The organism is Rhodococcus sp. AH-ZY2 (assembly GCF_030916465.1).
Taxonomy (GTDB): domain Bacteria; phylum Actinomycetota; class Actinomycetes; order Mycobacteriales; family Mycobacteriaceae; genus Rhodococcus; species Rhodococcus ruber.
On the sequence record NZ_CP126458.1, the window covers coordinates 1,958,385 to 1,979,129 of the forward strand.

The following is a 20,745-nucleotide window of genomic DNA, read 5'->3' on the forward strand; positions in this document are numbered from 1 at the left end:
TCAGGTGGTTTCCGGGACCCGGACGGCGACGTCGGCGTTCGCTTCCACCGACGGCGCGGGACGACGGCGCTGGCGGTAGATCCCGACACCGACGACGACGGCGGCGAGGGCCGAGGACGTCAGCATCTGACTGCGCGTGCTCTCCAGGGCGACCATGCCCACGCACAGCGCGACGATCGCGGCAATGGTGACCCAGGTGAGGTAGGGGAACAGCCACATCTTCGGCGACAGCTCCCGGCCCTGGGCCTCGAGGGACCGCCGCATACGCAGCTGCGATGCCGCGATGACGAGCCACACGAACAGCGCGATCGCGCCGGAGGAATTGACCAGGAACAGGAACACCGTCTCGGGGTAGAGGTAGTTCAGGCCCACGGTGAGGAATCCGACCACGGTGGAGACGAGAACCGCGTTGCGCGGCACCCCGGACCGCCCGATGCGGGCCATCGACGGCGGGGCGTCCCCGCGGCGCGACAGGGAGAAGATCATGCGGCTGGCGGTGTACAGGCCCGAATTCAGGCACGAGAGCACCGACGTCAGCACGATGACGTCCATGATGGTGGCGGCCGCGGGGATGCCGTAGGAGTCGATGACCGCCACGTACGGGCTCAGCGCCACCGAGGCGTCGTCCCACGGCAGCAGGGTGACGACGACGGCGATCGAGCCGATGTAGAAGATCAGGATCCGCCACACGACCGACCGCACCGCCTTGCGCACCGCCTCGGCGGGGTTGGCGGACTCGCCGGCGGCGATGGTCGCGATCTCGGCTCCGAAGAACGAGAACACCACGACGAGGACGCCGGCGAGCACGGCACCCGTCCCGTTGGGGAAGAAGCCGCCGTGACCGGTGAGATTGCTCATTCCGGGCGCGTCGACGCCGGGCAGCAGGCCGCAGATCGCGAGGACGCCGAGCACGAGGAATGCGACGATCGCCGTCACCTTGATCGCGGCGAACCAGAACTCGAACTCGCCGAACGATTTGACCGACGCGATGTTGGTCAGCGTCAGCACGATCATGAGCGCCAGCGCCCACGTCCACTGGGGCACGCCGGGCATCCAGCGGTTCATGATGACCGCGCCGGCGGTCGCCTCGATGCCCAGCACGATGATCCAGAACCAGGCGTAGAGCCATCCGATGGAGAAGCCGGCCCACCGCCCGATGGCGCGGTCGGCGTACGCCGAGAACGACCCGGTCTGCGGATTGGCCGCCGCCATCTCGCCGAGCATGCGCATCACGAGCACGACGACGACCCCGGCGAGTGCGTAGGCGACCAGCACGCCGGGGCCGGTCTCCCGGATCGCAGCGCCCGAGCCGACGAACAAGCCTGCACCGATGACTCCCGCGATCGCGATCATCGACAGATGTCGCTTCTGGAGCGTGTGCCTCAGTCCGGGTTCGGCACTGTTCGACATGGGATCCCCTTCACAACCAGGTTCGGTATCGAGTGTGATGCACCTCTCGACTGCCTGAGTCTGAGGTTCCGCGTCCGGCGCCGTAATGGACACATCGGCGAGCCGAGGGGTCCGAGGCTCGACGAAACGGCAGATGAGCGCCCACGGCCTGGGGTTTTCCGGCGGTCCGGAGGGCCGCGCGCGGGCCGACTTAACGGGAAGTTAACGGACGCCGTCCGGGCAAAGTCGGCATTTCGCCCGGCGGCCGTACCGCCGCACGGCTACCGCGGCTCGGCTCGCTCCCGCACCAGGATCCACCGGTTGACACCGCCGCGCCTCCGGTACGACAACTCGTCCAGCGCCGCCATGGCGATCGCCAACCCGCGCCCCCGCTCGGCCAGCGCATCCGGCAGTTCGACGGCCTCGAGATCCACCCGGGCCGGCCGCCCCTCGTCGGTGAATTCGGCCTCGAGGCGCTCGGGGAGCGCACGCAGCTGCAGGCTCATCGACACAGCCTGCCCGAGGGCGGCGTGCTCGATGATGTTCGCCGCGATCTCGGCGACGGCGATCTCGAACGGGAAGCGATCCGCGTCCTCGACACGCCCCGCGGACATCATCTCCTCGATCAGTGCGTGCACCCGGGTGAGCGTGTCGGCGTCCGTGACGGTCGTCAGGGTCCAGGAGCGTGTGCCGTCGTCAGTCGCCATCGAACGCGGCGTCCGCGGAGTCGTAGGTGCGCAGCACCCGGTCCAGGCTCGTCAGCGACAGCACGCTGCGCACCTGGGCCGTGGGCGACGCCAGCCGAAGATCACCGCCGGCCTGCCGGGCGGCCTTGAGCCCGGACACCAGTGCCCCGAGCCCCGAGGAGTCGATGAACTCCGTGGCGGCGAGGTCGACGACCACCCGGGCGGACCCGCTGTCGACGAGGTCGCGCAGCTGTTCCCGCAGCCGTGGTGCGGCGACCATGTTCAGTCGGCCCTCGGGCCGCACCACCACCACGTCCGAGCCGGTGGTGCGGGTTGCGAAGTGCGTCATCCGTTTCCTTCCGTGTCGGGCCCGCGGTAGCGGACCGCCGGTATCACCACACTGAGGATCGCCAGGTCGAACAGCACCCAGAACAGGTTGACGCCGACGCCCAGCACCGAGCTCGCACCCAGATACAGGCGCACCACGCCCACCGCCGACGCGAGCACCAGCAGCACCATCGCCGCGATCTGGTAGCGCACCTTGCCCCAGGGCGGCCCGGCACGGCGCTGCCGCGTCTTCGGGGTCACCGCGAAGTCGAGGGGCTTGTGCAGATACACGTTGCGAAACGCCGTCCAGCACGCCTGGATCCACACCGGGAACAGCGCCAGACTGTACTGCTGCCCCCGCCAGGTCGGGGTGCCACGACTGACGACGACGAACAGCACCTGGTTCAACAGCAGGAACGGGACGAGCCGGCCGAAGAAGTCCCAGCTGTAGGCCTGCACGGGCAGGACTCCGAAGATCAGGTAGATCACCGGCGCGGCGATGTAGGCGAGGGCCGCGAATCCCGCGAGGTAGCTCCACATCGTCGCCCAGTACATCAGACGCTGCGCGATCGTCAATCCCCGCTGCACGAGCGGATTCTCACGCAACATCACCTGGATCGTGCCCTGCGCCCAGCGCAGCCGCTGGGTGAGCATCGTGCCCACGTCCTCGGGCGCGAGACCGTGCGCCAGCACCTCGTGGTGATAGACCGACTTCCAGCCCATCCCGTGCAGGCGCATCGACGTGGCCATGTCCTCGGTCACCGAGATCGTCGCCAGCGCCAGCGTCGGCTCCGCCTCGTCGTCGCGGCTGACGTCGACGGCGCGGATCATCGTGCGAATCGACTCGAGCGCCCCGAGCGGCGACCACTCGCGGTCGGCGAGGCGCGACAACGTCGTCTCGTCGAGCAGAACTCCGTCGGCGTCGGACCCGGGGGTGGCGGTCAGGGCGGCGATCGCCTCCAGGTCTGCGCGGATCGATCCGGCGTCCGCGTCGACCACGGCACGTGCGGCCTCGTCCACGCTCTGCTGGAACCGGTAGGTCACCTCGGCGAGCGGCTGTCCCTGCCGGACCGCCGCGCGGGCTGTGCGCACGGCCACCCGCACCGAATCGAGGGCGGCGAGAACCTCCGGCTGGTTCGCGCCGAGCTCGGATCGCGCCCGGTCGAGCACCTTGCCGGCCGTGCGCAGCGCCCGCACCACGCCCTCCTCGACGGCACGGACGTAGCCGGTGATGCCCAGCTGCATCAGCGCCTCGCGGCGCAGGATCGCGTTCGAACCGCAGAAGAATGCGGCATTCCAGCCGTCCTTGCCCTGCTGGATCGGGCCGTAGAACAGCGGGGCCTGGCTGCCCAGCGGATCGGACTCCGGCACGTTGACGAAGTACTGCGGCGTCTGCACCAGGGCCGTGCGCTCGTCCTGGAAATAGCCCAGGGTGCGGTGCAGGATCTCCGGGTCCGGCACCTGATCTGCGTCGAGGACGAGGATGAACTCGCCGTGTGTGTGCAGCAGGGCGTTGTTGAGGTTGCCCGCCTTGGCGTGGCGGGGCTTGTTCGTCCAGCTGGCCGCCCGCGTCATGTATCGGACGCCGAGTTCGGCTGCTGCACTTTGTAATTCGGGTCGCTCACCGTCGTCCAGGATCCAGGTCTCGTGCGGGTAGCGGATGCGCGCCGCGGCCTCGGCGGTCCGTGTCACCAGGTCGACCGGCTCGTTGTAGGTGGTGATGAAGACGTCGACGGTCAGCCCGTCCGGTGCGGCCGGCGGCGCGGCGCGCCGTCGCCACCGCCACATCGTGAGCCCGAACAGCATCGAGTCGATCAGGCTGTACGTCTCGGCGACGACGAGAGGCACCGCGATCCACCACGCGGACCAGTTGACGGAGAACAGCCAGCGCCACACCACGTAGTTCAGGCCGAGCAGTACCGTCGCGGCGATCAGGATCCGCAGGCCCGGCGACGGGTAGCGGTCCGCGCCGGCCGCACTCACGCGTCCTCGCAGCGACGCACGGCGACGACGGTGACGTCGTCCATCGGTGCGTTCCCCTCGGCCAGTGCCCGCGCCGCCCGGGTCAGGTCGTGCGGCGTCGCATGTTCGGCCACGAACCGGTACAGGGCCGCCCGGTCGCTGTGCTCGTCGAGCAGGTCGAGCAGCCCGTCGGAGCAGATCACCAGCGTGTCACCGGGTTCGAGGCGCGTGCACTGCGCCTGCCACGATGTCTCGCGGAGCACGCCGACGGGTAGCCCGGTGCCCGCCAGCGGCGCCACGGAGCCGTCCGTGCGGCGGATCGCGGCCAAGCCGTGCCCGGCGTCGACGTAGTCCACCGACCCGCTCGCGAACTCGACGGCGGCATGGAACACGGTGACGAAGGTGCCGGTGTGCTCGCAGTCGTCCGTGAGGTTCTCGGCCGCGGCGCTCAACGCGGCGCCCGTGTCCAGGACGCTGCATGCCTCGGCGTGGCTGAACCGCTCCATCACCCGGGACGCGCCGCGGAACGTGGAGCGCACCGCCGAGGACAGGATCGCCGCGCCGAGGCCCTTGCCCATCACGTCGGCGACGGTGACGACCAGTCCGCCGCGCAACAGATAGTGGTCGTAGAAGTCGCCGCCGACCACGAACGCCGGAATGCACACAGCCTGCACCTCGTATCCGGGCAGCCCGGTCAACGGTCGCGGCAGCAGCTGGGACTGCATCGCGGCGGCGCGATCGAGTTCGTCGGCGCGCTGCAGTTCCCGCTGCGCCCATTCGGCGAGTTCGGCGAACGCGTCGAGCTGGTCGGGTCCGAGTGTCCGCGGCTCGGTGTCGTAGATGCAGAACGTGCCGACGGGATGACCCGCCGGACCGTACAACGGGTAACCCGCGTAGAAGCGGACGCCGTCGTCGCCGCCGACCCCGGGAATGCCGGCGAACCGGGGATCGGCGGCGGCGTCCTCTACGATCAGCGTCGGATCACCGGGGTGACGGTAGATGCGCGCAATCGTGGTCTTGCACATGCTCTCCTCGCGCGGCACCTGCACGAGGTCGAGCCCCTGGAGGGACTTGAACCAGAGCCGGTCCCGGTCGAGCAGCGCGACACTCGCCATGGGCACCCCGAACACGTGCCGGGCCATGCGGGTGATGTGGTCGAACCGGTCCTCCGGCGGCGTGTCGAGGACCTCGAGCCGTTCGAGGTCGCGCACGCGCTCGTCCTCGAGGTCGTCGGGGATGTGCGAGGTGTCGGTCGTCATGTCAGCGCTGCCTCCGCTGCAGGGCCTCCGCCAGCGCCGCCGCCGATTCCGGGGTACTCGCCAGCCGCCAGTCGGTCTCCTTGTCGTGATCGAACCAGACGAACGCCGCGACGTCCGCTCGATCGTCGAGAAACGAGATCAGGTCGGCGACCCAGTCCGGCTTCGACCCGCCCACGTCGGTGCTGCCCACCTCGGTGACCGCGATCGGCTTGCCCGGCGCGATCCGGCCGAGTTCGTCGAGGGTCTCCTCGAACAGCTCCCGCGGCGACGTCCAGCGGCTCCACGGCTGCGTGGCGCCCCAGTTGTACCCGTCGACCCCGACCACGTCGACGTACTCCGCCCCCGGGTACAGGTCCGCGATCGCGCTGCTGCCCTCGAACGAGACGTTCGGAGCCCACACCCATTTCACGTTGGCCACCCCTTTCGACGCGAACAACTCGTGCACGTGACGCCACGCTGCGACGTAGACGTGCGGCGGTGTCCCCCCGGTCGGACTCCAGGGGTACCAGGTGCCGTTCGGCTCGTGCGCGAAACGCAGGTAGACGGTCGAACCCCACGCGGCGAGCTCGTCGGCCCAGCGGTAGAGGTAGTCGTCGTGCACGCCCGCCACGATCGACGCCATCGTGAACTCGCTGCGCTCGTACCGTCCGTCGCCGAGCCAGCGCCACGGCTCCCACGTGACGATCGGGTCGGCGCCCAGCCGCCGTACCGCGGCGAGTCCGGCGACGGGCGGCGGTGAGGCGAAGTCGGAGAACGACAGCACCACGGTCGGGGGAGTGCCCGCGATCTCGGCGACCCGTTCGAACTCGTCGACGGCGGTCGGGCCGCCGGGCGTACTCACACCGAATCGCAGGCACGCGCCCACCGGCTCGTGCAGCGGCGTGACCACGGCGCCGCAGTCGACGGCCGGCGCGCATCCCACGGCCGCCGACACCGCGACGGCGAGACCCGCCGCGACCGACGCCGGGCGAGCATGTCCGCTTCTCACCGTTCCACCCTCGCATCCCGGACGAACCGCCGCCGGGTTTGCGGCTTCTCGATGCGAGACGACCCGCGTCGATGCGGGGTTCCCGGATCCGTCGGCCGTGTGCAACACGATGCAACGCTGGCCGCACCCACCCCCCGTGCGGTGTGCTCTGAGTCACAAGCCGTTCAGGACGAGGAGCACGCAATGACCGACACACTGACCCCACCCGACGCCGCGCTCGCCGGACCGCAGGAACGGGTCGACGCCTGGCTGGCCGACTTCGAGGCCGCGCTGGCCGCGCGGGACGTCGAGGCCGCCGCGGGCATGTTCGCCACCGACAGCTTCTGGCGCGACCTGGTCGCCTTCACCTGGAACCTCAAGACCGTCGAGGGCCGGGAAGGCGTCGCCGACATGCTCCACGCGCGGCTGCACGACACCGACCCGAGCGGGTTCCGCACCACCGAGCCGCCCACCGAGGACGGCGGGGTCGTCAGCGCCTGGATCGCCTTCGAGACCGCGGTCGGCCGCGGCGTCGGGCACCTGCGGCTGAAGGACGAGGGTGCCTGGACCCTGCTGACCACGATGCAGGAGCTGAAGGGGCACGAGGAGAGCAAGGGTGTCCGCCGGCCCAAGGGTGTGCAGCACGGCGCCGACCGCAACCGCGTCACCTGGTCCGAGAAGCGCGAGGCCGAGGAGCGCGAACTCGGTTACACCACCCAGCCGTACGTCGTGATCGTCGGCGGCGGCCAGGGCGGCATCGCTCTCGGCGCCCGTCTGCGCCAGCTCGGCGTGCCCGCGCTCGTGCTCGACAAGCACGACCGGCCCGGCGACCAGTGGCGCGGCCGCTACAAGTCGCTGTGCCTGCACGATCCCGTCTGGTACGACCACCTGCCGTACATGCCGTTCCCCGAGAACTGGCCGGTGTTCGCGCCCAAGGACAAGATCGGTGACTGGCTCGAGATGTACACCAAGGTCATGGAGGTGCCCTACTGGTCCAAGACCACGTGCACCTCGGCGTCCTACGACGAGGCGACCGGCGAGTGGACCGTGAACGTGGTCCGCGACGGCGAACCCCTCGTGCTGAGGCCGAAGCAACTGGTACTCGCCACCGGCATGTCCGGCAAGCCCAACATCCCGACCTTCCCCGGCATGGACAGGTTCCGCGGCGACCAGCACCACTCCAGTCACCACCCCGGACCGGACGCGTATGCGGGCAAGAAGGCCGTGGTGATCGGCGCGAACAACTCGGCGCACGACATCTGCGCCGCGCTGTGGGAGGTCGGCGCCGACGTGACGATGGTGCAGCGCTCGTCGACGCACATCGTCAAGTCCGACTCACTGATGGACCTCGGCCTCGGCGACCTGTACTCCGAGCGGGCCCTGGCCGCGGGGATGACGACGGCCAAGGCCGACCTGACGTTCGCGTCCCTGCCGTACCGGATCATGCACGAGTTCCAGATCCCGGTCTACAACGCGATCCGTGAGCGCGACGCCGACTTCTACGCCCGGCTCGAGAAGGCCGGGTTCATGCTCGACTTCGGTGACGACGGCTCCGGGCTGTTCATGAAGTACCTGCGCCGCGGGTCCGGCTACTACATCGACGTCGGCGCCGCCGAACTCGTCGCCGACGGCGAGATCAAGCTGGCCCACGGCGGCGTCCGCGAGCTCACCGAGAACAGCGTGATCCTCGAGGACGGCACCGAGCTCGAGGCCGACCTGGTGGTCTACGCGACCGGCTACGGCTCGATGAACGGCTGGGCGGCGGATCTGATCGGCCAGGACGTCGCCGACAAGGTCGGCAAGTGCTGGGGCCTGGGCTCGGACACCACCAAGGACCCCGGCCCGTGGGAGGGTGAGCAGCGCAACATGTGGAAGCCCACCCGGCAGGAAGGGCTGTGGTTCCACGGTGGCAACCTGCACCAGTCGCGGCACTACTCGCTGTACCTGGCGCTGCAGCTCAAGGCCCGGCACGAGGGGATCCCGACGCCGGTGTACGGGCTGCAGGAGGTCCACCACCTGAGCTGATCCCGGGACGCGACGAGCCGCCGGCGCGCACGACGCGCCGGCGGCTCGGCGTGCCGGGGCCTGTGCCGGGTCAGGCGTAGTGCCGCAGGACGAACTCGGTCAGGCCCTTGCGGATGGTCTTGATCGCGTGCTTCTGTCCCTGCCTGAGCATGAAGCCCGGCACCGGGATCTTCGGGTCGGTGGACATCGTCACCCGCACGCACGTCCCGCGCTCGGTGCGCGTCAGGAGATACTCGCCGTCCTGGGAGTGCTGCATCTCGCTCTCGAGCAGCGTCCACGAGGTGGACTCCTCGGTCCACTCGTGCTCGATCACCTGTGTGTCCGAGATGCCGAACAGGGCGAGCGTCATGCGCACGACGCGGGGCCGGCCGTCGTCGTGTCGGGATTCGACCTGCACGTCCTTGTGGGAGGACGACCATTCCGGGATGCGCTCGATGTCGGTCAACGCGCGCATCACCTGCTCGGGCGTCGCCTCGATCTCGAACTCGTCTGACACCGATGCGGCCATATGCCTTCCCACTTCCTGGTCGATTCCCATGCCGGTGTTCCGGATACCCGCCTCGCGGACCCACGACACGTGTTCCGACGAACGAGTCCCCCGGATCGCTCCCGATAGTGACATAGATCACAAAACCGCCGTACGCTGGTCCAATGAGGCACGTGACCACCGGACCCCGGGACCTGCAGGTCGCCGTGGGCGACACCATCGAACTGCACCTGCCGGAGAACACCTCCCGCGACTACACCTGGTGCCCGACCCACATCGGCAAGGGGCTGCTGCTCAGCGACGTGCGATTCGTGCCGTCCCGGAATCCGCTGCCCGGAGCCGGCAGCGAGCGCATCCTCTACCTGCGCGCCAAGCGGGCCGGGACCTGGCCGGTGTCGCTGCAGCTGCAGCGGGCCGAGCACATGTCGGCGGACGAGCGGAGCATGACCGTCACCGTGACTTGACGGACCACCGCTCGTCGACCCCGGCCGGGTGCGGGTCGCCCAGGCTCCGGCAGTGCGCCAGGTAGCGCCGTGCCCAGTAGTGCACCGGGCGATGGTCGCCGGCCGCGGTGAGCCGGGCGAGGGCGCGGGTGCGGTCCACCAGCTGCTCGTGCAGGACCCGTTCCAGGATCGCCACCTGGCGCCGGTCGCCGGACGTCGCGATCTGCTCCACGCAGCGACTCAGGCGCGCGGTCCGCGCCGAGGGGCGCTCGGGCGGCGCGCCGCCCTCCCAGAGGGCCTGTTCCAGGGCGTCCCGGTAGCCGAGCGCGTACTCCAGTCGGTGGCGAAGCCCACCGAGCTCCACCGGGTCGCAGGTGCGTCGACGACGCGCCTCCAGTACCTCGACCTGCGTCCGCGTCAACTGCAGCACCGCCCGAAAATGCGTGGCCAACGTGCTCTCGTCCATCGTTCTTCCTCGCTCGCCCGTATCGTCACCGTCGAGCAAACCCGGTGGCGCTTAGCTGCGGCTTAGCGCGGATCGGCCACGATCGGGCGGGTACACCCGTTCGCGGGGACTACGCTGAAGCCGTCCGGTCGCACAGGAGGCGAACGCCATGGCAGGACGCATCGTGCACTTCGAGCTGCCCTACGACGACGGTGACCGCGCCCGGTCCTTCTACCGCGACGCGTTCGGCTGGTCGCTCTCGGACGTTCCCGGCATGGACTACACCCTCGTCACCACGGGGCCCGTCGACGAGACCGGCTCCTCCACCGAACCCGGGTACATCAACGGCGGCATGTTCCGGCGCGACGAACTGAGAAGTCCCGTCGTGACCGTCGACGTCGAGGACATCGATGCCGCGCTGCAGAGGATCGAATCGCTCGGCGGGAAGACGATCTCCGCCCGAATGCCCGTCGGCGACATGGGATTCGCGGCGTACTTCTCCGACACCGAGGGAAACGTGATCGGGTTGTGGGAGTCGAGGCACGACTCGTAGGGGGCCGTCGCTTCGCGGCGTTCGACGAGCGCGGGTGGCATGGGCTTTCCTGGACGCCGACCGAGCACCGACCGCCGGGGCCACCGTCACCCTCGACCGGGAACAGGTCGCCGATCAGGACACCTACCGGTACAGAGCGATCGAGCAACACCCCGGCGGTCACCGCTCGCCCGCATCGTTCACGGTGACGCGCGCCTGTCCAGGATCACGGACGCGGTCGTTGCGATCACCCGGTCGTGGTGGCCGGTCAGTGCGACGAGGACGTCCCGCGCCGCAGGTCCGGGAATCTCGGCGAGCGCCTGCGTGACGCGCAAGCGTGCGGCTGCGTCGAGCGTGCCGTCGAGCACCTCCTGCACGGCTCGGACGACGTCGACCGTGGACGCCGATGCGGCGGCCAGTATGCCCAGAACCTCGGCGGCTTCGACGTCGGCCCGGCCCTCGACGACCATCTCCAGCAGGATCGGCACGGCCTCCCCGGCGCCCCGGGAGCCGAGGGCCACGGCGGCACGGTCGCGCACGGTGGTGTCGCTGTCGTCGAGTGCCTTCTTCAGCAGTGCGGTCGCGTCCGGGAGGTGCATCTCCGCGACAGCGACGATCGCCCGCCGCCGGACGTCGGCGTCTGCCGAGTCCAGCCCGGCGGCCAACTCAGCCAGCCCGGCAGCCCCGGCCCTCGCCAACGACCAGCGCAGCGCCCCGGCGACGTTCGGGTCGTCCTCTGCGAGCACTGCCTCGGCCAGGGCTTCGACGGGCAGCGCGGCGTTCTCGTGCTGCGACAGGACGGCCTGCTGACGGTGGGACCCCGACTCGGAGTCGAACGCGTGCAGCAGTGTGACGATGCGCAGGACGTCCTCCCACGCCTCCGGCGCGGCCGAATCGACCCGCTCGAGTCGCGCGAGCAGTTCCGTCTCGGCGGCGATCCGCGCCCGGGTGTGCCGGATCAGGTCGTGCACCAACTCGGCCGGCGCGAAGTCGAGTTCGTCCAGCGCGCGCTTGGTTTCGTGCAGTGACAAGCCCAGACTCCTGAGACTCTCCACATGGAAGAGGCGGCGGATGTCGTCGGTGGTGTACTCGCGGTAGCCGCCGGACGTGCGGCCCGTCGGCGTCACCAGACCCAGGCCGTCGTAGTGGCGCAGCATGCGAGTGCTCACGCCGGAACGCCGCGAGACCTCACCGATCAACATCCCATCACCTGCCGGCTCGGTCCGGTGCGGTGGCGGCGACCCGTTTCGCCAGCTCCAGCGACAGCGTGAACCCGCTGTCGGGATCGAGGCGGAGCCGTTCGGTGGCTTCCGCATGCGCCCGGATGCCGGGGTCGGAGCTCGCGGTGGCAGCTTCCAGGACCGGCACGGCCGCCTCGTCGAGCATCGCCAGTGCACGGCTGAGGCTGAGCTGCAGGTCGTGGTCGCCTCGTCCGAGTGCGATCCCCAGAGCCGCGGCGAGCCGGCCCTCGCTGCCGGCCGGCACGAGCGCGACAGCGGCCCGCCATGCGCTGCGGGCGACGTCGTCGTCTCCGTCGTGCAGCATCGTCGACACCGCAGGCCAGGCCTTCCGGTCGCCGATCTTGGACAGCGTGTGCAGGGCCTGGCTGCGGGCCTGCGCGGTGCCGGAGTCGAGTTCCTCGAGGAGTCTCGGCACGGTGACGTCGGCCGGGAGCCGGCACAGTGCCCACGTCAACATGTCGCGGACGAAGAAGTCCGGTTCGACGCCGCACCGGTCGACGAGGATGGTCGTGAGCCGCTCGTCGGCGACGGTGCCGGCCTCGAGCGCCGCCCGCAGACGAGTCGCCGGATCGTCACCGGTGAGGGCATCGACGAGGCGAGCATCCGGCTCGCCGTAGCTGGCTGTGTTCATGGGAAGCACCTCCTTCGCAGACCATTCGAGCGCTTGTCACAGTGTGAAGGTCAAGGGGCACGCTCGCCGGCGGGAGCATCCCCCTCGGTCGCATCCGCCGTGTGTGGAATCGGAACTGTGCGTGGGCTGTCCGGCCCTGGGGTCACGGCTCGTTCACGCGGCGTGCCAGGTCGCGGTGCCCGACTGCACGGTGATGCTTGTTCCGTCGATGGTGACCGTGGCCGTGATGGTGCCCGCTCCGGTCTGCGCCGGCAGCAGGTCGGTGAAGGGGTCGGCGGTGCCAGTGACGCCGGTCGTCTCGTTGCGCCAGTGCACCGTGCACGGGCAGTAGTCGAAGTCCATGGTCCACCCGCGCAGCGGCGGAGTACTCGGATCGGTGCGCATGTATACCGCCGCGTTGATGAAGGGAGTGATATTGCCGACCGAGCCGGTGTTTCCGATGAAGATGCCCGGAATGTCGTGCACGCCGACGGTGCGGGTGAACGTCGACGCGGACGCGGTCGGGGCGGTGAGCGCCGTCAGCCCGGTCGCGGCGGCGACGGTCGCGGTGACGGCGGCAAGGCGGCGCAGCGACGTGCGCAGCGGAGATCGTGTCAGCATGGTGCGGTCCTGTCCTGGCAGCGGGTATCCGGATGCCGGAACAAGCGGGTACGGCTTCGAGGCGGCTCGAGGTGTGCTCGAGACCGGATGGACGTGTTGGCGCATCGTCACTTCGCCGCGCGTCCTGGGTCAGCCGGCGCTGCCGGTAGCGATCGGGTTGTACGCCCATACCTGGCAGATGCTCTGGCCGGGGGCGGGAAGGGGACTGAGCCGGATCAGCGGGTTCGTCTGCCCGCCCGGGATGTGCTGGATGCAGTTGGCGGTCTGCCCGTGGAAGGACTGGCATTCGATCCGGTGTCCGGTGCCGTACGGGCTGAGAATCAGTGCCTTGTGCGCGTTCTCGCCGAACGCCCCGGGATCGAACGGGGTGACGAAGAATTCGGTCGCGTCGTAGCGCGGAGCGCCGTCCTGAGCGAGGGCGACCGCAGGCGCGATCGCCATGGTGGCGGCCACGGCCGCGACCGTGACTGTCAGAATTCGTCCGATCACTGCAGGGTCTCCTTCGCTCGGTGCCGATCCGGCTCGTTTCATGATCGGGAAGGGCCGGTCCGGCGTTACGGGGTCCGGCGAGGCTGAACGGTGCGGAAGTCCCTGTGACACAACGCTCGCGGTCGACGAGGTGGCGGCACTGGCGGATTCGAGGATCAATGCCCTGAGGCGTTGTCGCAGTACCGAAAGGCGAGCTGGCGGTGAGACGGGGCGCGACAGTCACGGCGCGCTCGGACGGCACCACCATCGACGTGGTATTTCCGAATGTGAGGAGAATGAAGGTGCATGTCGCATGATCAATCCCCGGCTCGAGCACTTCCTGCTATACGAACTGTCCGACGACTGGATGCCCCTGGGATCGTTCGTCGCCCTGACGGAACGGATCACCCCCGACGACTGCTCGTCCGGTCGGGTCCTCGCGATCATTCGCGACCTGGCGGAACGCGGATTCCTCTGCCTCGGCGGCTGGCCCGGAGACGGTCGGCCGTGGGAGCCGTGGGACGTTCCACTGGACGAGGCAATGGACCGGATCGCGCACGGCTTCGACGGTGAGGTCGGCTACCTGGAGGCGTCCCCCCGTCAGGCGGCGACCACGGAGGTGTTTCGCGCGGCGATCACCGCCCTCGGCGAGACGCGGCTGCGTGAACTCGGCGATCCTTACGAGCTCTACGGCGACCCATGGTGGGACGATCCGAACATGCGCGCGGAGGGGGAGTTCCCGCCGTGGCAGGACTGAGCCCGAGCACCGTGCCCTGAGGCGGACCCGCTCGACGACCCTGGCTATCTGCCCGCAACAGGGTGCTCGAGGTAGGCGCGTTCGGTACCGAGTACGTTGCCGACTACCGCGTCGTAGATCGGATACAGCCGGGGACGCTTGCGTGCGATCAGCTTGGACGCGGTAGTGCGGCGGACGCTCGGCACGATGCGCAACGCTTGCTCGAGCTGCCACACCAGTGACGCAGGAATCATCTCGTCCTCCTCGTCGACGAGGTCGCGGTCCGGCCGCGGTGGGCAGCGCACCGAACTCATCGCGCTGTTCGGCGACGCCGTAGGGGACGGGCGTCTTGCGCAGCAGCGCCTCGAGTCAGAGACGTCTGTTGCGATACCCGTCGGAGCCGTCGGCCACCACCTGAGCCTTCGCCGGATCGAGCACCTCGATCCGGTCCAGATTCGAGTAGAACGCGGCGGTGCTGTCGGCGACGAGTTCCGACAGGCCCCGCGCTCGGACGAGCCACCCGTCGGAGCCCCCTCGGCCTGGGTGACCAGCCACTCCTCGTCCCGCACCACGACGATCGAGCCGGGGGCGACGTCGAGTTCCGCCGCGTCCACTACCGGCGACTCGGCGGAACTCGACGTGGCGCTCAACTCGGATACCCGCTTTCTGGTGTGATCGACAAGGACCGGTCCGTTGCGAGGAATGATGCCGGCACCCTCCTCGGCGCCGCGTGCGCCCGGTCGGGGACGGACGGTGTCGTCCTCCCCGCGCTGTCCGGTCGGTGGGTGGTCGCCGCCGTGTCGATCGCTGCTCGCGGGCCGGGCTCGTCGTGTCGGTCCACCTCACCGACCTCGATCAGTTCCGCCCCTACGATGTCCCGCAGTGTCTTGGAGTTCCTCAGATTCCGGAGGTACGTCATCTGGGCCCTGGTGCCCTTGGCCAGGCCGTGTTCGTTCCGCGCCTTTTGGAGCGCGTCGACAATCCGGTGCCGGGATTCCTTGTCGCTCCGGAGCCAGGATTCCCTGAGCGTGGGCCACGCCTCGCGAACGAATTCGACTGTGGGGCGGGCGCCGTAGACCGTTCGCAGCGCGTCGGCCGGGCCTGCATCGGGGTCGTAGATCTCGAGGAGCGCATCGCTCAGGTCCCGAAAAAGCACGGGTAGGAGGTTCGACCACTTGAACTTGAACCTGGGCGCCGCAACCTCGAGCTTCCGCGTGAACCGTTGTCGGACTTCGGTCCGTCCTCGGACGACCCGAGTGGAACGCACTTCTCATCGCGGGACTCGCAGGACACGTTAACTCCCGGCCGGCGGCGGCTGTGCCGCTGGTGGTCGGGGACGACCGTGAACACACCCCAGCGCGGTGCCGACGAGGTATTCGGCGAGAACGCCTCGCATCGCGTTGCCGAGCAGGTCCGAGTACGCCCACGCCCAGAAGTCCCGCAACTGTTGCCCGAGGAGGCGCCCGGACTCGTGCAGCGGTTCGTTCCCCGCCTTCGGGACCGTGGGCGTTGCGTCGAGGCTCGGTACATCCATTCCGCGACACTTCCACACGGCGACACTTCCACGCAGCTCCCGTCCGGACCGGTCCGAACTGACAGAATCCGTTCCCGTCGCGGCGACCGCCGTCGCACCCGAGTGCCCGAGGAGCCCCATGTCGAGTCGCACAGCCGGTCTCAGCGTCGTGTCGGTCGCCGCGATTGCATTCCTCGCCGGATGCGCGCAGACCCAGGACGGGCAGCCGGTGGCCGAACCGGCTACCGCGACTTCCTCACGCCAGGCACCTGTCGGCGGGTCGGTGGCGGCCACGACGGCGGACGAGCAGCCGTGCGATCCCGCCGTCGACCTCGACGCGCCGGAGGTGTTCGCGGTGATCGAGCAGCTGCCCCCGCCCCAGCAGATCCCCGACGCGACATGGCTGCGGGCGTACAACGGCAACTACAACCGCTGCAGCGACCTCAGTTACGCGCAGGTCGGCATCGTGGGGGCGACCGGGTCGTCACCGACCCTCCTGCTGCTGTTCCACCGCGGCGAGTACGTCGGCACGGCCACGCCGTGCGCGCTGAACCCGGCGGTGGTCGCCACGGCCTTCGACTCCCTCGACGTCGAATACACCTACCCGCGCGAGGGCGAGCCGCACGCGGCCGCCACCGGGTTCGCGGAGCTGACGTTCACGTGGACCGGCGGTGAGGTCGTCACCGAAGGACGGCTGCCGGACGAGTACCTGGAGTCGACGGGGTGCGACGAAATGCGGTGACGCCGCCCGGCGATGCGGGTGCGCCGGGATCGGCGCGGACGTCGGTACGATCACGGCAAGTTCGGGACGCCACCCCCGGGGCTTCCCGACGGAACAGACAAGGCAGGAACGATGGCAGTCGCCCCCATTCCCGTGGACCAGCGCGTGATCGGCATCGATTCGCGACGCTTCGCCTCGATCGAGAAGGCGCTCGTCGAGCTGATCACCAACAGCGACGACAGCTACTCGCGTCTGGGCAACGGCGGCGCCGCAGCCGAGGCCCGCATCGACATCACCTACGAGCGCCACCAGTCGGGTGCGGTCCTGCAGGTCACCGACCACGCCGAGGGGATGCCGTTCGACCAGGCCGCCCGCATCCTGGCGTACGGGGGCGCGCACAGTCCGCTCTCGCGCGGCGAGGGACACGGCCGCGGCTACTTCGGGCGCGGCCTCAAACAGGCCGTGTTCGGGGTCGGCGCCGGGACGCTCGAGACCGTCAGGGGCGGCCGGTTCACCCGCATCGACCTCTTCCGCGGCGAGAACGGCGGCTACCTGTACGACGACCACGGGGGCGACCGGCCCGTCGAGGACGACGACCGGGAACGCCTCGGTCTCGACGGCAACGGCACCCGGGTGACCCTGGTCGTGGAGAACCCGCACGTGGTCATCTCCCGGTTCCAGACCGTGGTGCAGGCACTGTCCGACAACGTGTATCTGCGGGAGGTGCTGTCGCGGCGCACCGTCGAGGTGGTGCACGTCGCCGGCCGGCGGGAGATCCAGCGCAGCGGCAGGGTGCTCTTCGACGAACCCCCGGCGGTCGTCCTGATCGGTCCCGAGGCGCCCGGCAGTTTCGTCTACGACGGCACCGAACACAGCTTCACCCTCACCGTGAAGCGGGCCAAGGGCGTCGAACTGACCATGTCGGGCGACGAGCGCACCAACGGCCTCGTCGTCGTGTCCGGCCTCGCCGTGCTCGACTGCCAGTTGTTCGCGTACGAGAACCAGGTGGGCGCCGAGTACCTGTTCGGCACGGTGCGCTGCGAGGCGTTGATCGAGCGGCTCGGTCGGGGCGAGCCGGTCGTCAGCGACGAGCGCGAGGGCCTCAACGAGAAGGATCCGTTCGTCGCCGCGTTCGCGAAGGCGGTCAGCGCCCGGCTCACCGAATACGTTCTCGCCGAACGGGATCAGCTCACACGTCTCGAGCACGCGACGACCTCCGGGACCACCGCGCACATGATCGACCGCCTGCTGCACCGGATGAGCGAGTCCGCGATCCGGGACCTCGGTCTCGGCCCGTCGCCGGCCTCGGCGCCGCCGGCGGCAACCGGAACGGAGGACGCGGTCGTCCTGCAGTTCACGACGCCGTTCTACTACCGCCGGCCCGGCCACCCGTTCCACGTCACCCTGGAGGTCGACACCGAGCGCCTTCCCGGCGACGACCGGCTGACGATCTCGTACACGCTGCCCGACTCGCTGCGGATCGACCCACGGCCCACCGAGATCGCCGTGGAGCAGAGGACCGGTGTGCAGCGGCTGGAATGGACCGTCGTGGGCGACACACCCGGGGAGCGCGGCGAGATCATGGTGCGGTCCGGTGCGTTCTGGGCGTGGTGTGAGATCGTCGTCGCCGAGGACGCGCCGTCGCCGCACCATGTCCCGCGGCCGCACCCGGCGCCGCCTCGTCCGGTGCAGCGCCGGCGGGTGTCCCGGGACCACGGCGAGGACATGTTCGTCGGCTACGACCTGCGTTATCTCGGGGACGACGGTGGACGCGCCGTGTACGACCCCGAGCATCGCACGATTCTCATCAACACCGGCGATCCCACCGTGCAGCTGTACCTCGACGGCCGGGGCCGGTTCCGGGACTCGGCGCGGCTGCTGCTGGCCGAGTTGTTCCTCGATGTGATCGCCGGCGAACTCGCACGACGATCCCTCGAGAACAGGGGCTTGCAGGACGACGTCCACGCCTACACTGCGACCAAGCAGAAGATCGTCCGCCGCTATGGCGCGCAGATCCACAAGTCGTTCACCTGACCGGGATTCGGGGTGGTGCCGTGACGAACGCACGCGGGTCGGTGGGGAGCCCTTCGGCGGACGCGATGCTCGACGTCGCGTTCGCGGAGGCCCGGCTGGGCCTCGCCGAGGGCGGCATCCCGATCGGCGCGGCCCTGTTCGCCGCGGACGGGACCCTGCTCGGCCGCGGTCACAACCGGCGCGTGCAGGAGGACGACCCGTCGCTGCACGCCGAGATCGCCGCCTTCCGGTCCGCGGGCCGCCGCCGCGACTACCGTGCGACGATCATGGTGACGACGTTGTCACCGTGCTGGTACTGCAGTGGCCTGATCCGGCAGTTCGGGATCGGCGCGGTGGTGATCGGGGAGAGCGTCACCTTCACCGGCGGCCACGACTGGCTCGCCGAGCACGGCGTCGAGGTGACGGTGCTCGACGATCGACGCTGCATCGACATGATGACGACGTTCGTCGCCGAGCACCCGGATCTGTGGCACGAGGACATCGGCGCCGCGCCGGCCGGGTAGGGGCGCTCACCGGGCCGGCGGCGGGGGAGCGGACGGTGCACAGTCCTCGACGGTGATGCGGGCCAGTTCCGCGACGAAGTCCGCGGCGGTGCGGGACATCGCGAGCGCGCGCCGCTGCCGTCGCGCGCCGTTGCCCCGGCGCAGGATCCGCCGCACGGACGCGCGGGTGGACGTGAAGTCGCCGGTTTCCTCGAGGCCGGGTCGCACGTGTGCGAGCAGCGAACCCAGTAACCGGGCGGCAGGGACGGGCCGTTGCGTCAGCGGGTCCATTCCGTGTCCGTCGGTGCCCTCGTGGGCGGCGCGCCAGCACGCGGCTTCGAGCCGCTCGGCCTCGAGCCGGGGTGCCGGGTCCCCGCGGTGGACCGCGGTGAGTGCGGTGGACACGAGCCCACGGACGAGTGCGGCGGCGGTGACGGTTTCCTCGATCGTGGCGGGCACGTCGCAGATCCGGATCTCGAGAGTGGGCAGGTGCGGTGAGAGCCGGATGTCCCAGTAGACCATCGCGGGGTCGAGGACGACGCCGGCGTCGAGCATCATCGCGACGACGTCGTCGTAGTGCCGAGCCGACCGGAAGTAGGGCGGCGGCCCGCCGCTGGCCCAGCGCCCCCACTGGATGTGTCGCCAGCTCGCGTAGCCGGTGTCGGCGCCGGCCGTGACGGACGAGTTCGCCGTGAGCGCGAGCAGGGCGGGCAGCCAGGGCCGCAGGTGATTGCAGACCTGCACGGCAACCTCGCGATCGGGGACGCCGATGTGGACGTGGCAGCCGCAGATCACCTGGTCGGTGACCGCCCCGAAGTGCCGGGCCATCCGCCGGTACCGGGCGGCGTCGGTCAGCGCCCCCGGCGGGGTGGTCTCCAGTGGAGGTACGGCCGCCGCGAGCAGGCGGGACCCGGCGCTCGCGGCGGCGGCCGCCGCGACCGCCCGCGAGACGCGCAGTTCCCGGCGCAGCTCGTCGATCCGTGTGCAGACCGAGGTGGCGGTCTCGACCTGGCAGCGCGACAGTTCGAGCTGAAGGTCGAGCCCGGCGTCGCGGGCACCCGCCACGACGGCCGCGCTGTTGAGCCGGGGCCGGCCGGAGTCGGCATCGACGAGCAGCAACTCCTCCTCGACGCCCATGGTCAGCATCCGGACATCGTCGCGGTCGGATCCGGCACGTCGAGGCAGCGTGGACGTCATCGTCTCCTCCAACCGGGCCGCCGACACAGCTCGGCAGGACCGTGGCTCCAGCCTGGCACGTCACCCCGGCGGGCGGGACGGAAACGGCAGCGGAATCAGGCGGCGCCGACGGAGTGGAGTCCACGTGCCCACTGCTGCAGCGGCCGGTCCCCGAGGGCGATCGCGAGGGATTCGAGGGTGTGGAGCCGGTCGGCCAGCTGGTCCGCGAGGACGTGTTCGAGGGCGACGACGCTGCGCCTGTCCGCCGACCCGGCGATGGTGGCGATGCAGTCGCTCAGCCGCGCTGCCCGGGACGACGATCCGGTCGCAGAGGTCGTGCGCGAATGCAGAATTCGTTCGAGCGCGTCGCATCGTTCGGAAACGTGGCGGATGTCCGCCGCAATGTGCCGCTTCGCCCTCGGACGTGTGCTGTGCGCGTGGCGGATTTCGAGGATGCGCAGTTGCGTGCGTACCAACTGGTGTACGGCCCGGACCTGGTCGTCCAGTGCGTTCGAATTCGTGTTCATCGGGTTCCCTCGCCGTATTCGATGGTAGTCCCTGCGCCACGACGATCCGGCGCATATCGGAGAAACGCGACCTTTCGGCTCCGGGTGGCGCATC

25 protein-coding genes are annotated in these 20,745 nt (G+C 69.8%); 7 read left to right on the plus strand and 18 right to left on the minus strand.

The window, feature by feature from the left end; genetic code table 11:
* From QNA09_RS10190 to QNA09_RS10215, 6 genes are all read right to left on the minus strand, one after another.
* Positions 1–1,410: an amino acid permease gene (locus QNA09_RS10190; protein WP_119699746.1), complete on the minus strand. Its 1,410-nt coding sequence runs from the start codon at positions 1,408–1,410 to the stop codon at positions 1–3.
* Positions 1,411–1,670: 260 nt separating this feature from the next.
* The gene (locus QNA09_RS10195) at positions 1,671–2,096 is read right to left on the minus strand and encodes an ATP-binding protein (protein ID WP_010595210.1); all 426 of its coding nucleotides are present in this window, start codon (positions 2,094–2,096) and stop codon (positions 1,671–1,673) included.
* Positions 2,086–2,424, minus strand: a complete 339-nt coding sequence (locus tag QNA09_RS10200) for an STAS domain-containing protein (protein ID WP_010595209.1) — start codon at positions 2,422–2,424, stop codon at positions 2,086–2,088. Before QNA09_RS10200 ends, QNA09_RS10195 begins: the two co-directional genes overlap by 11 nt.
* Positions 2,421–4,385 (minus strand): glycosyltransferase, encoded by a 1,965-nt coding sequence (locus tag QNA09_RS10205; RefSeq protein ID WP_010595208.1) that lies wholly within the window; start codon positions 4,383–4,385, stop codon positions 2,421–2,423. Before QNA09_RS10205 ends, QNA09_RS10200 begins: the two co-directional genes overlap by 4 nt.
* Positions 4,382–5,623 (minus strand): PP2C family protein-serine/threonine phosphatase, encoded by a 1,242-nt coding sequence (locus QNA09_RS10210; protein WP_010595207.1) that lies wholly within the window; start codon positions 5,621–5,623, stop codon positions 4,382–4,384. Before QNA09_RS10210 ends, QNA09_RS10205 begins: the two co-directional genes overlap by 4 nt.
* A 1-nt stretch (position 5,624) precedes the next feature.
* Entirely contained in the window at positions 5,625–6,611 is a 987-nt protein-coding gene (locus QNA09_RS10215) for a glycoside hydrolase family 26 protein (protein ID WP_017681691.1), read from the minus strand.
* A 183-nt stretch (positions 6,612–6,794) separates the two neighbouring features.
* Here QNA09_RS10215 and QNA09_RS10220 point away from each other — a divergent pair, with 183 nt between their 5' ends.
* Positions 6,795–8,615, plus strand: coding sequence for an NAD(P)/FAD-dependent oxidoreductase (locus QNA09_RS10220; RefSeq protein WP_119699748.1), 1,821 nt, complete (start codon positions 6,795–6,797; stop codon positions 8,613–8,615).
* Between the two features lie 70 nt (positions 8,616–8,685).
* On the opposite strand, the gene QNA09_RS10225 is transcribed toward QNA09_RS10220, so the two are convergent.
* Complete coding sequence (locus tag QNA09_RS10225; RefSeq protein ID WP_017681689.1) at positions 8,686–9,123, minus strand: SRPBCC family protein; 438 nt, start codon at positions 9,121–9,123, stop codon at positions 8,686–8,688.
* 143 nt (positions 9,124–9,266) lie between these two features.
* Here QNA09_RS10225 and QNA09_RS10230 point away from each other — a divergent pair, with 143 nt between their 5' ends.
* Positions 9,267–9,566 carry a protease inhibitor I42 family protein gene (locus QNA09_RS10230; RefSeq protein ID WP_017681688.1) on the plus strand — a complete coding sequence of 100 codons (300 nt, stop codon included), beginning with the start codon at positions 9,267–9,269 and terminating at the stop codon, positions 9,564–9,566.
* Here the strand turns inward: QNA09_RS10230 and QNA09_RS10235 are convergent.
* A complete protein-coding gene (locus QNA09_RS10235; protein WP_119699749.1) occupies positions 9,553–10,011 on the minus strand; it encodes a hypothetical protein in 459 nt (152 codons plus the stop codon). The genes QNA09_RS10230 and QNA09_RS10235 overlap by 14 nt on opposite strands.
* A 148-nt stretch (positions 10,012–10,159) precedes the next feature.
* Here QNA09_RS10235 and QNA09_RS10240 point away from each other — a divergent pair, with 148 nt between their 5' ends.
* Positions 10,160–10,543, plus strand: a complete 384-nt coding sequence (locus QNA09_RS10240; RefSeq protein ID WP_010595200.1) for a VOC family protein — start codon at positions 10,160–10,162, stop codon at positions 10,541–10,543.
* Between the two features lie 179 nt (positions 10,544–10,722).
* On the opposite strand, the gene QNA09_RS10245 is transcribed toward QNA09_RS10240, so the two are convergent.
* The 4 genes from QNA09_RS10245 to QNA09_RS10260 all read right to left on the minus strand — a co-directional run bounded on the left by QNA09_RS10245 (position 10,723) and on the right by QNA09_RS10260 (position 13,483).
* Entirely contained in the window at positions 10,723–11,724 is a 1,002-nt protein-coding gene (locus tag QNA09_RS10245; protein WP_119699750.1) for a MerR family transcriptional regulator, read from the minus strand.
* A 4-nt stretch (positions 11,725–11,728) separates the two neighbouring features.
* Positions 11,729–12,394: a HEAT repeat domain-containing protein gene (locus QNA09_RS10250; RefSeq protein ID WP_010595198.1), complete on the minus strand. Its 666-nt coding sequence runs from the start codon at positions 12,392–12,394 to the stop codon at positions 11,729–11,731.
* A gap of 153 nt (positions 12,395–12,547) precedes the next feature.
* Complete coding sequence (locus QNA09_RS10255) at positions 12,548–12,994, minus strand: hypothetical protein (RefSeq protein WP_119699751.1); 447 nt, start codon at positions 12,992–12,994, stop codon at positions 12,548–12,550.
* Between the two features lie 129 nt (positions 12,995–13,123).
* Positions 13,124–13,483 carry a hypothetical protein gene (locus QNA09_RS10260; RefSeq protein WP_119699752.1) on the minus strand — a complete coding sequence of 120 codons (360 nt, stop codon included), beginning with the start codon at positions 13,481–13,483 and terminating at the stop codon, positions 13,124–13,126.
* 292 nt (positions 13,484–13,775) lie between these two features.
* Here QNA09_RS10260 and QNA09_RS10265 point away from each other — a divergent pair, with 292 nt between their 5' ends.
* Positions 13,776–14,219, plus strand: a complete 444-nt coding sequence (locus QNA09_RS10265) for a hypothetical protein (RefSeq protein WP_010595195.1) — start codon at positions 13,776–13,778, stop codon at positions 14,217–14,219.
* 44 nt (positions 14,220–14,263) lie between these two features.
* Here QNA09_RS10265 and QNA09_RS10270 read toward each other — a convergent pair whose 3' ends face one another.
* The 4 genes from QNA09_RS10270 to QNA09_RS10285 all read right to left on the minus strand — a co-directional run bounded on the left by QNA09_RS10270 (position 14,264) and on the right by QNA09_RS10285 (position 15,732).
* Positions 14,264–14,512 carry a DUF6308 family protein gene (locus QNA09_RS10270; protein ID WP_010595194.1) on the minus strand — a complete coding sequence of 83 codons (249 nt, stop codon included), beginning with the start codon at positions 14,510–14,512 and terminating at the stop codon, positions 14,264–14,266.
* A 55-nt stretch (positions 14,513–14,567) separates the two neighbouring features.
* Positions 14,568–14,753: a hypothetical protein gene (locus tag QNA09_RS10275; protein WP_026137988.1), complete on the minus strand. Its 186-nt coding sequence runs from the start codon at positions 14,751–14,753 to the stop codon at positions 14,568–14,570.
* 91 nt (positions 14,754–14,844) lie between these two features.
* On the minus strand, positions 14,845–15,354 hold the full coding sequence (locus QNA09_RS10280) for a hypothetical protein (RefSeq protein ID WP_017681685.1): 510 nt from the start codon (positions 15,352–15,354) through the stop codon (positions 14,845–14,847).
* A gap of 138 nt (positions 15,355–15,492) precedes the next feature.
* On the minus strand, positions 15,493–15,732 hold the full coding sequence (locus QNA09_RS10285) for a hypothetical protein (RefSeq protein ID WP_010595193.1): 240 nt from the start codon (positions 15,730–15,732) through the stop codon (positions 15,493–15,495).
* A 118-nt stretch (positions 15,733–15,850) separates the two neighbouring features.
* On the opposite strand from QNA09_RS10285, the gene QNA09_RS10290 reads away from it, so the two are divergent.
* From QNA09_RS10290 to QNA09_RS10300, 3 genes are all read left to right on the plus strand, one after another.
* Positions 15,851–16,453, plus strand: a complete 603-nt coding sequence (locus QNA09_RS10290) for an LppP/LprE family lipoprotein (RefSeq protein WP_102030735.1) — start codon at positions 15,851–15,853, stop codon at positions 16,451–16,453.
* Between the two features lie 111 nt (positions 16,454–16,564).
* Positions 16,565–18,466: an ATP-binding protein gene (locus QNA09_RS10295; RefSeq protein ID WP_040271257.1), complete on the plus strand. Its 1,902-nt coding sequence runs from the start codon at positions 16,565–16,567 to the stop codon at positions 18,464–18,466.
* 65 nt (positions 18,467–18,531) lie between these two features.
* Complete coding sequence (locus QNA09_RS10300; protein ID WP_010595190.1) at positions 18,532–18,969, plus strand: nucleoside deaminase; 438 nt, start codon at positions 18,532–18,534, stop codon at positions 18,967–18,969.
* Between the two features lie 6 nt (positions 18,970–18,975).
* Here QNA09_RS10300 and QNA09_RS10305 read toward each other — a convergent pair whose 3' ends face one another.
* A complete protein-coding gene (locus tag QNA09_RS10305) occupies positions 18,976–20,145 on the minus strand; it encodes a glutamate--cysteine ligase (RefSeq protein WP_119700299.1) in 1,170 nt (389 codons plus the stop codon).
* A 95-nt stretch (positions 20,146–20,240) separates the two neighbouring features.
* The gene (locus tag QNA09_RS10310) at positions 20,241–20,651 is read right to left on the minus strand and encodes a hypothetical protein (RefSeq protein WP_017681682.1); all 411 of its coding nucleotides are present in this window, start codon (positions 20,649–20,651) and stop codon (positions 20,241–20,243) included.
* Positions 20,652–20,745: the final 94 nt, after the last annotated feature.

Bases quoted from the DNA above. Each gene is read 5' to 3' on its own strand.
- QNA09_RS10190 (WP_119699746.1), bottom strand. From the start codon at position 1,410: ATGTCGAACAGTGCCGAACCCGGACTGAGGCACACGCTCCAGAAGCGA.
- QNA09_RS10195 (WP_010595210.1), bottom strand. From the start codon at position 2,096: ATGGCGACTGACGACGGCACACGCTCCTGGACCCTGACGACCGTCACG.
- QNA09_RS10200 (WP_010595209.1), bottom strand. From the start codon at position 2,424: ATGACGCACTTCGCAACCCGCACCACCGGCTCGGACGTGGTGGTGGTG.
- QNA09_RS10210 (WP_010595207.1), bottom strand. From the start codon at position 5,623: ATGACGACCGACACCTCGCACATCCCCGACGACCTCGAGGACGAGCGC.
- QNA09_RS10220 (WP_119699748.1), top strand. From the start codon at position 6,795: ATGACCGACACACTGACCCCACCCGACGCCGCGCTCGCCGGACCGCAG.
- QNA09_RS10225 (WP_017681689.1), bottom strand. From the start codon at position 9,123: ATGGCCGCATCGGTGTCAGACGAGTTCGAGATCGAGGCGACGCCCGAG.
- QNA09_RS10230 (WP_017681688.1), top strand. From the start codon at position 9,267: ATGAGGCACGTGACCACCGGACCCCGGGACCTGCAGGTCGCCGTGGGC.
- QNA09_RS10235 (WP_119699749.1), bottom strand. From the start codon at position 10,011: ATGGACGAGAGCACGTTGGCCACGCATTTTCGGGCGGTGCTGCAGTTG.
- QNA09_RS10240 (WP_010595200.1), top strand. From the start codon at position 10,160: ATGGCAGGACGCATCGTGCACTTCGAGCTGCCCTACGACGACGGTGAC.
- QNA09_RS10245 (WP_119699750.1), bottom strand. From the start codon at position 11,724: ATGTTGATCGGTGAGGTCTCGCGGCGTTCCGGCGTGAGCACTCGCATG.
- QNA09_RS10250 (WP_010595198.1), bottom strand. From the start codon at position 12,394: ATGAACACAGCCAGCTACGGCGAGCCGGATGCTCGCCTCGTCGATGCC.
- QNA09_RS10255 (WP_119699751.1), bottom strand. From the start codon at position 12,994: ATGCTGACACGATCTCCGCTGCGCACGTCGCTGCGCCGCCTTGCCGCC.
- QNA09_RS10265 (WP_010595195.1), top strand. From the start codon at position 13,776: ATGATCAATCCCCGGCTCGAGCACTTCCTGCTATACGAACTGTCCGAC.
- QNA09_RS10270 (WP_010595194.1), bottom strand. From the start codon at position 14,512: ATGAGTTCGGTGCGCTGCCCACCGCGGCCGGACCGCGACCTCGTCGAC.
- QNA09_RS10285 (WP_010595193.1), bottom strand. From the start codon at position 15,732: ATGGATGTACCGAGCCTCGACGCAACGCCCACGGTCCCGAAGGCGGGG.
- QNA09_RS10290 (WP_102030735.1), top strand. From the start codon at position 15,851: ATGTCGAGTCGCACAGCCGGTCTCAGCGTCGTGTCGGTCGCCGCGATT.
- QNA09_RS10295 (WP_040271257.1), top strand. From the start codon at position 16,565: ATGGCAGTCGCCCCCATTCCCGTGGACCAGCGCGTGATCGGCATCGAT.
- QNA09_RS10300 (WP_010595190.1), top strand. From the start codon at position 18,532: ATGCTCGACGTCGCGTTCGCGGAGGCCCGGCTGGGCCTCGCCGAGGGC.
- QNA09_RS10305 (WP_119700299.1), bottom strand. From the start codon at position 20,145: ATGACGTCCACGCTGCCTCGACGTGCCGGATCCGACCGCGACGATGTC.
- QNA09_RS10310 (WP_017681682.1), bottom strand. From the start codon at position 20,651: ATGAACACGAATTCGAACGCACTGGACGACCAGGTCCGGGCCGTACAC.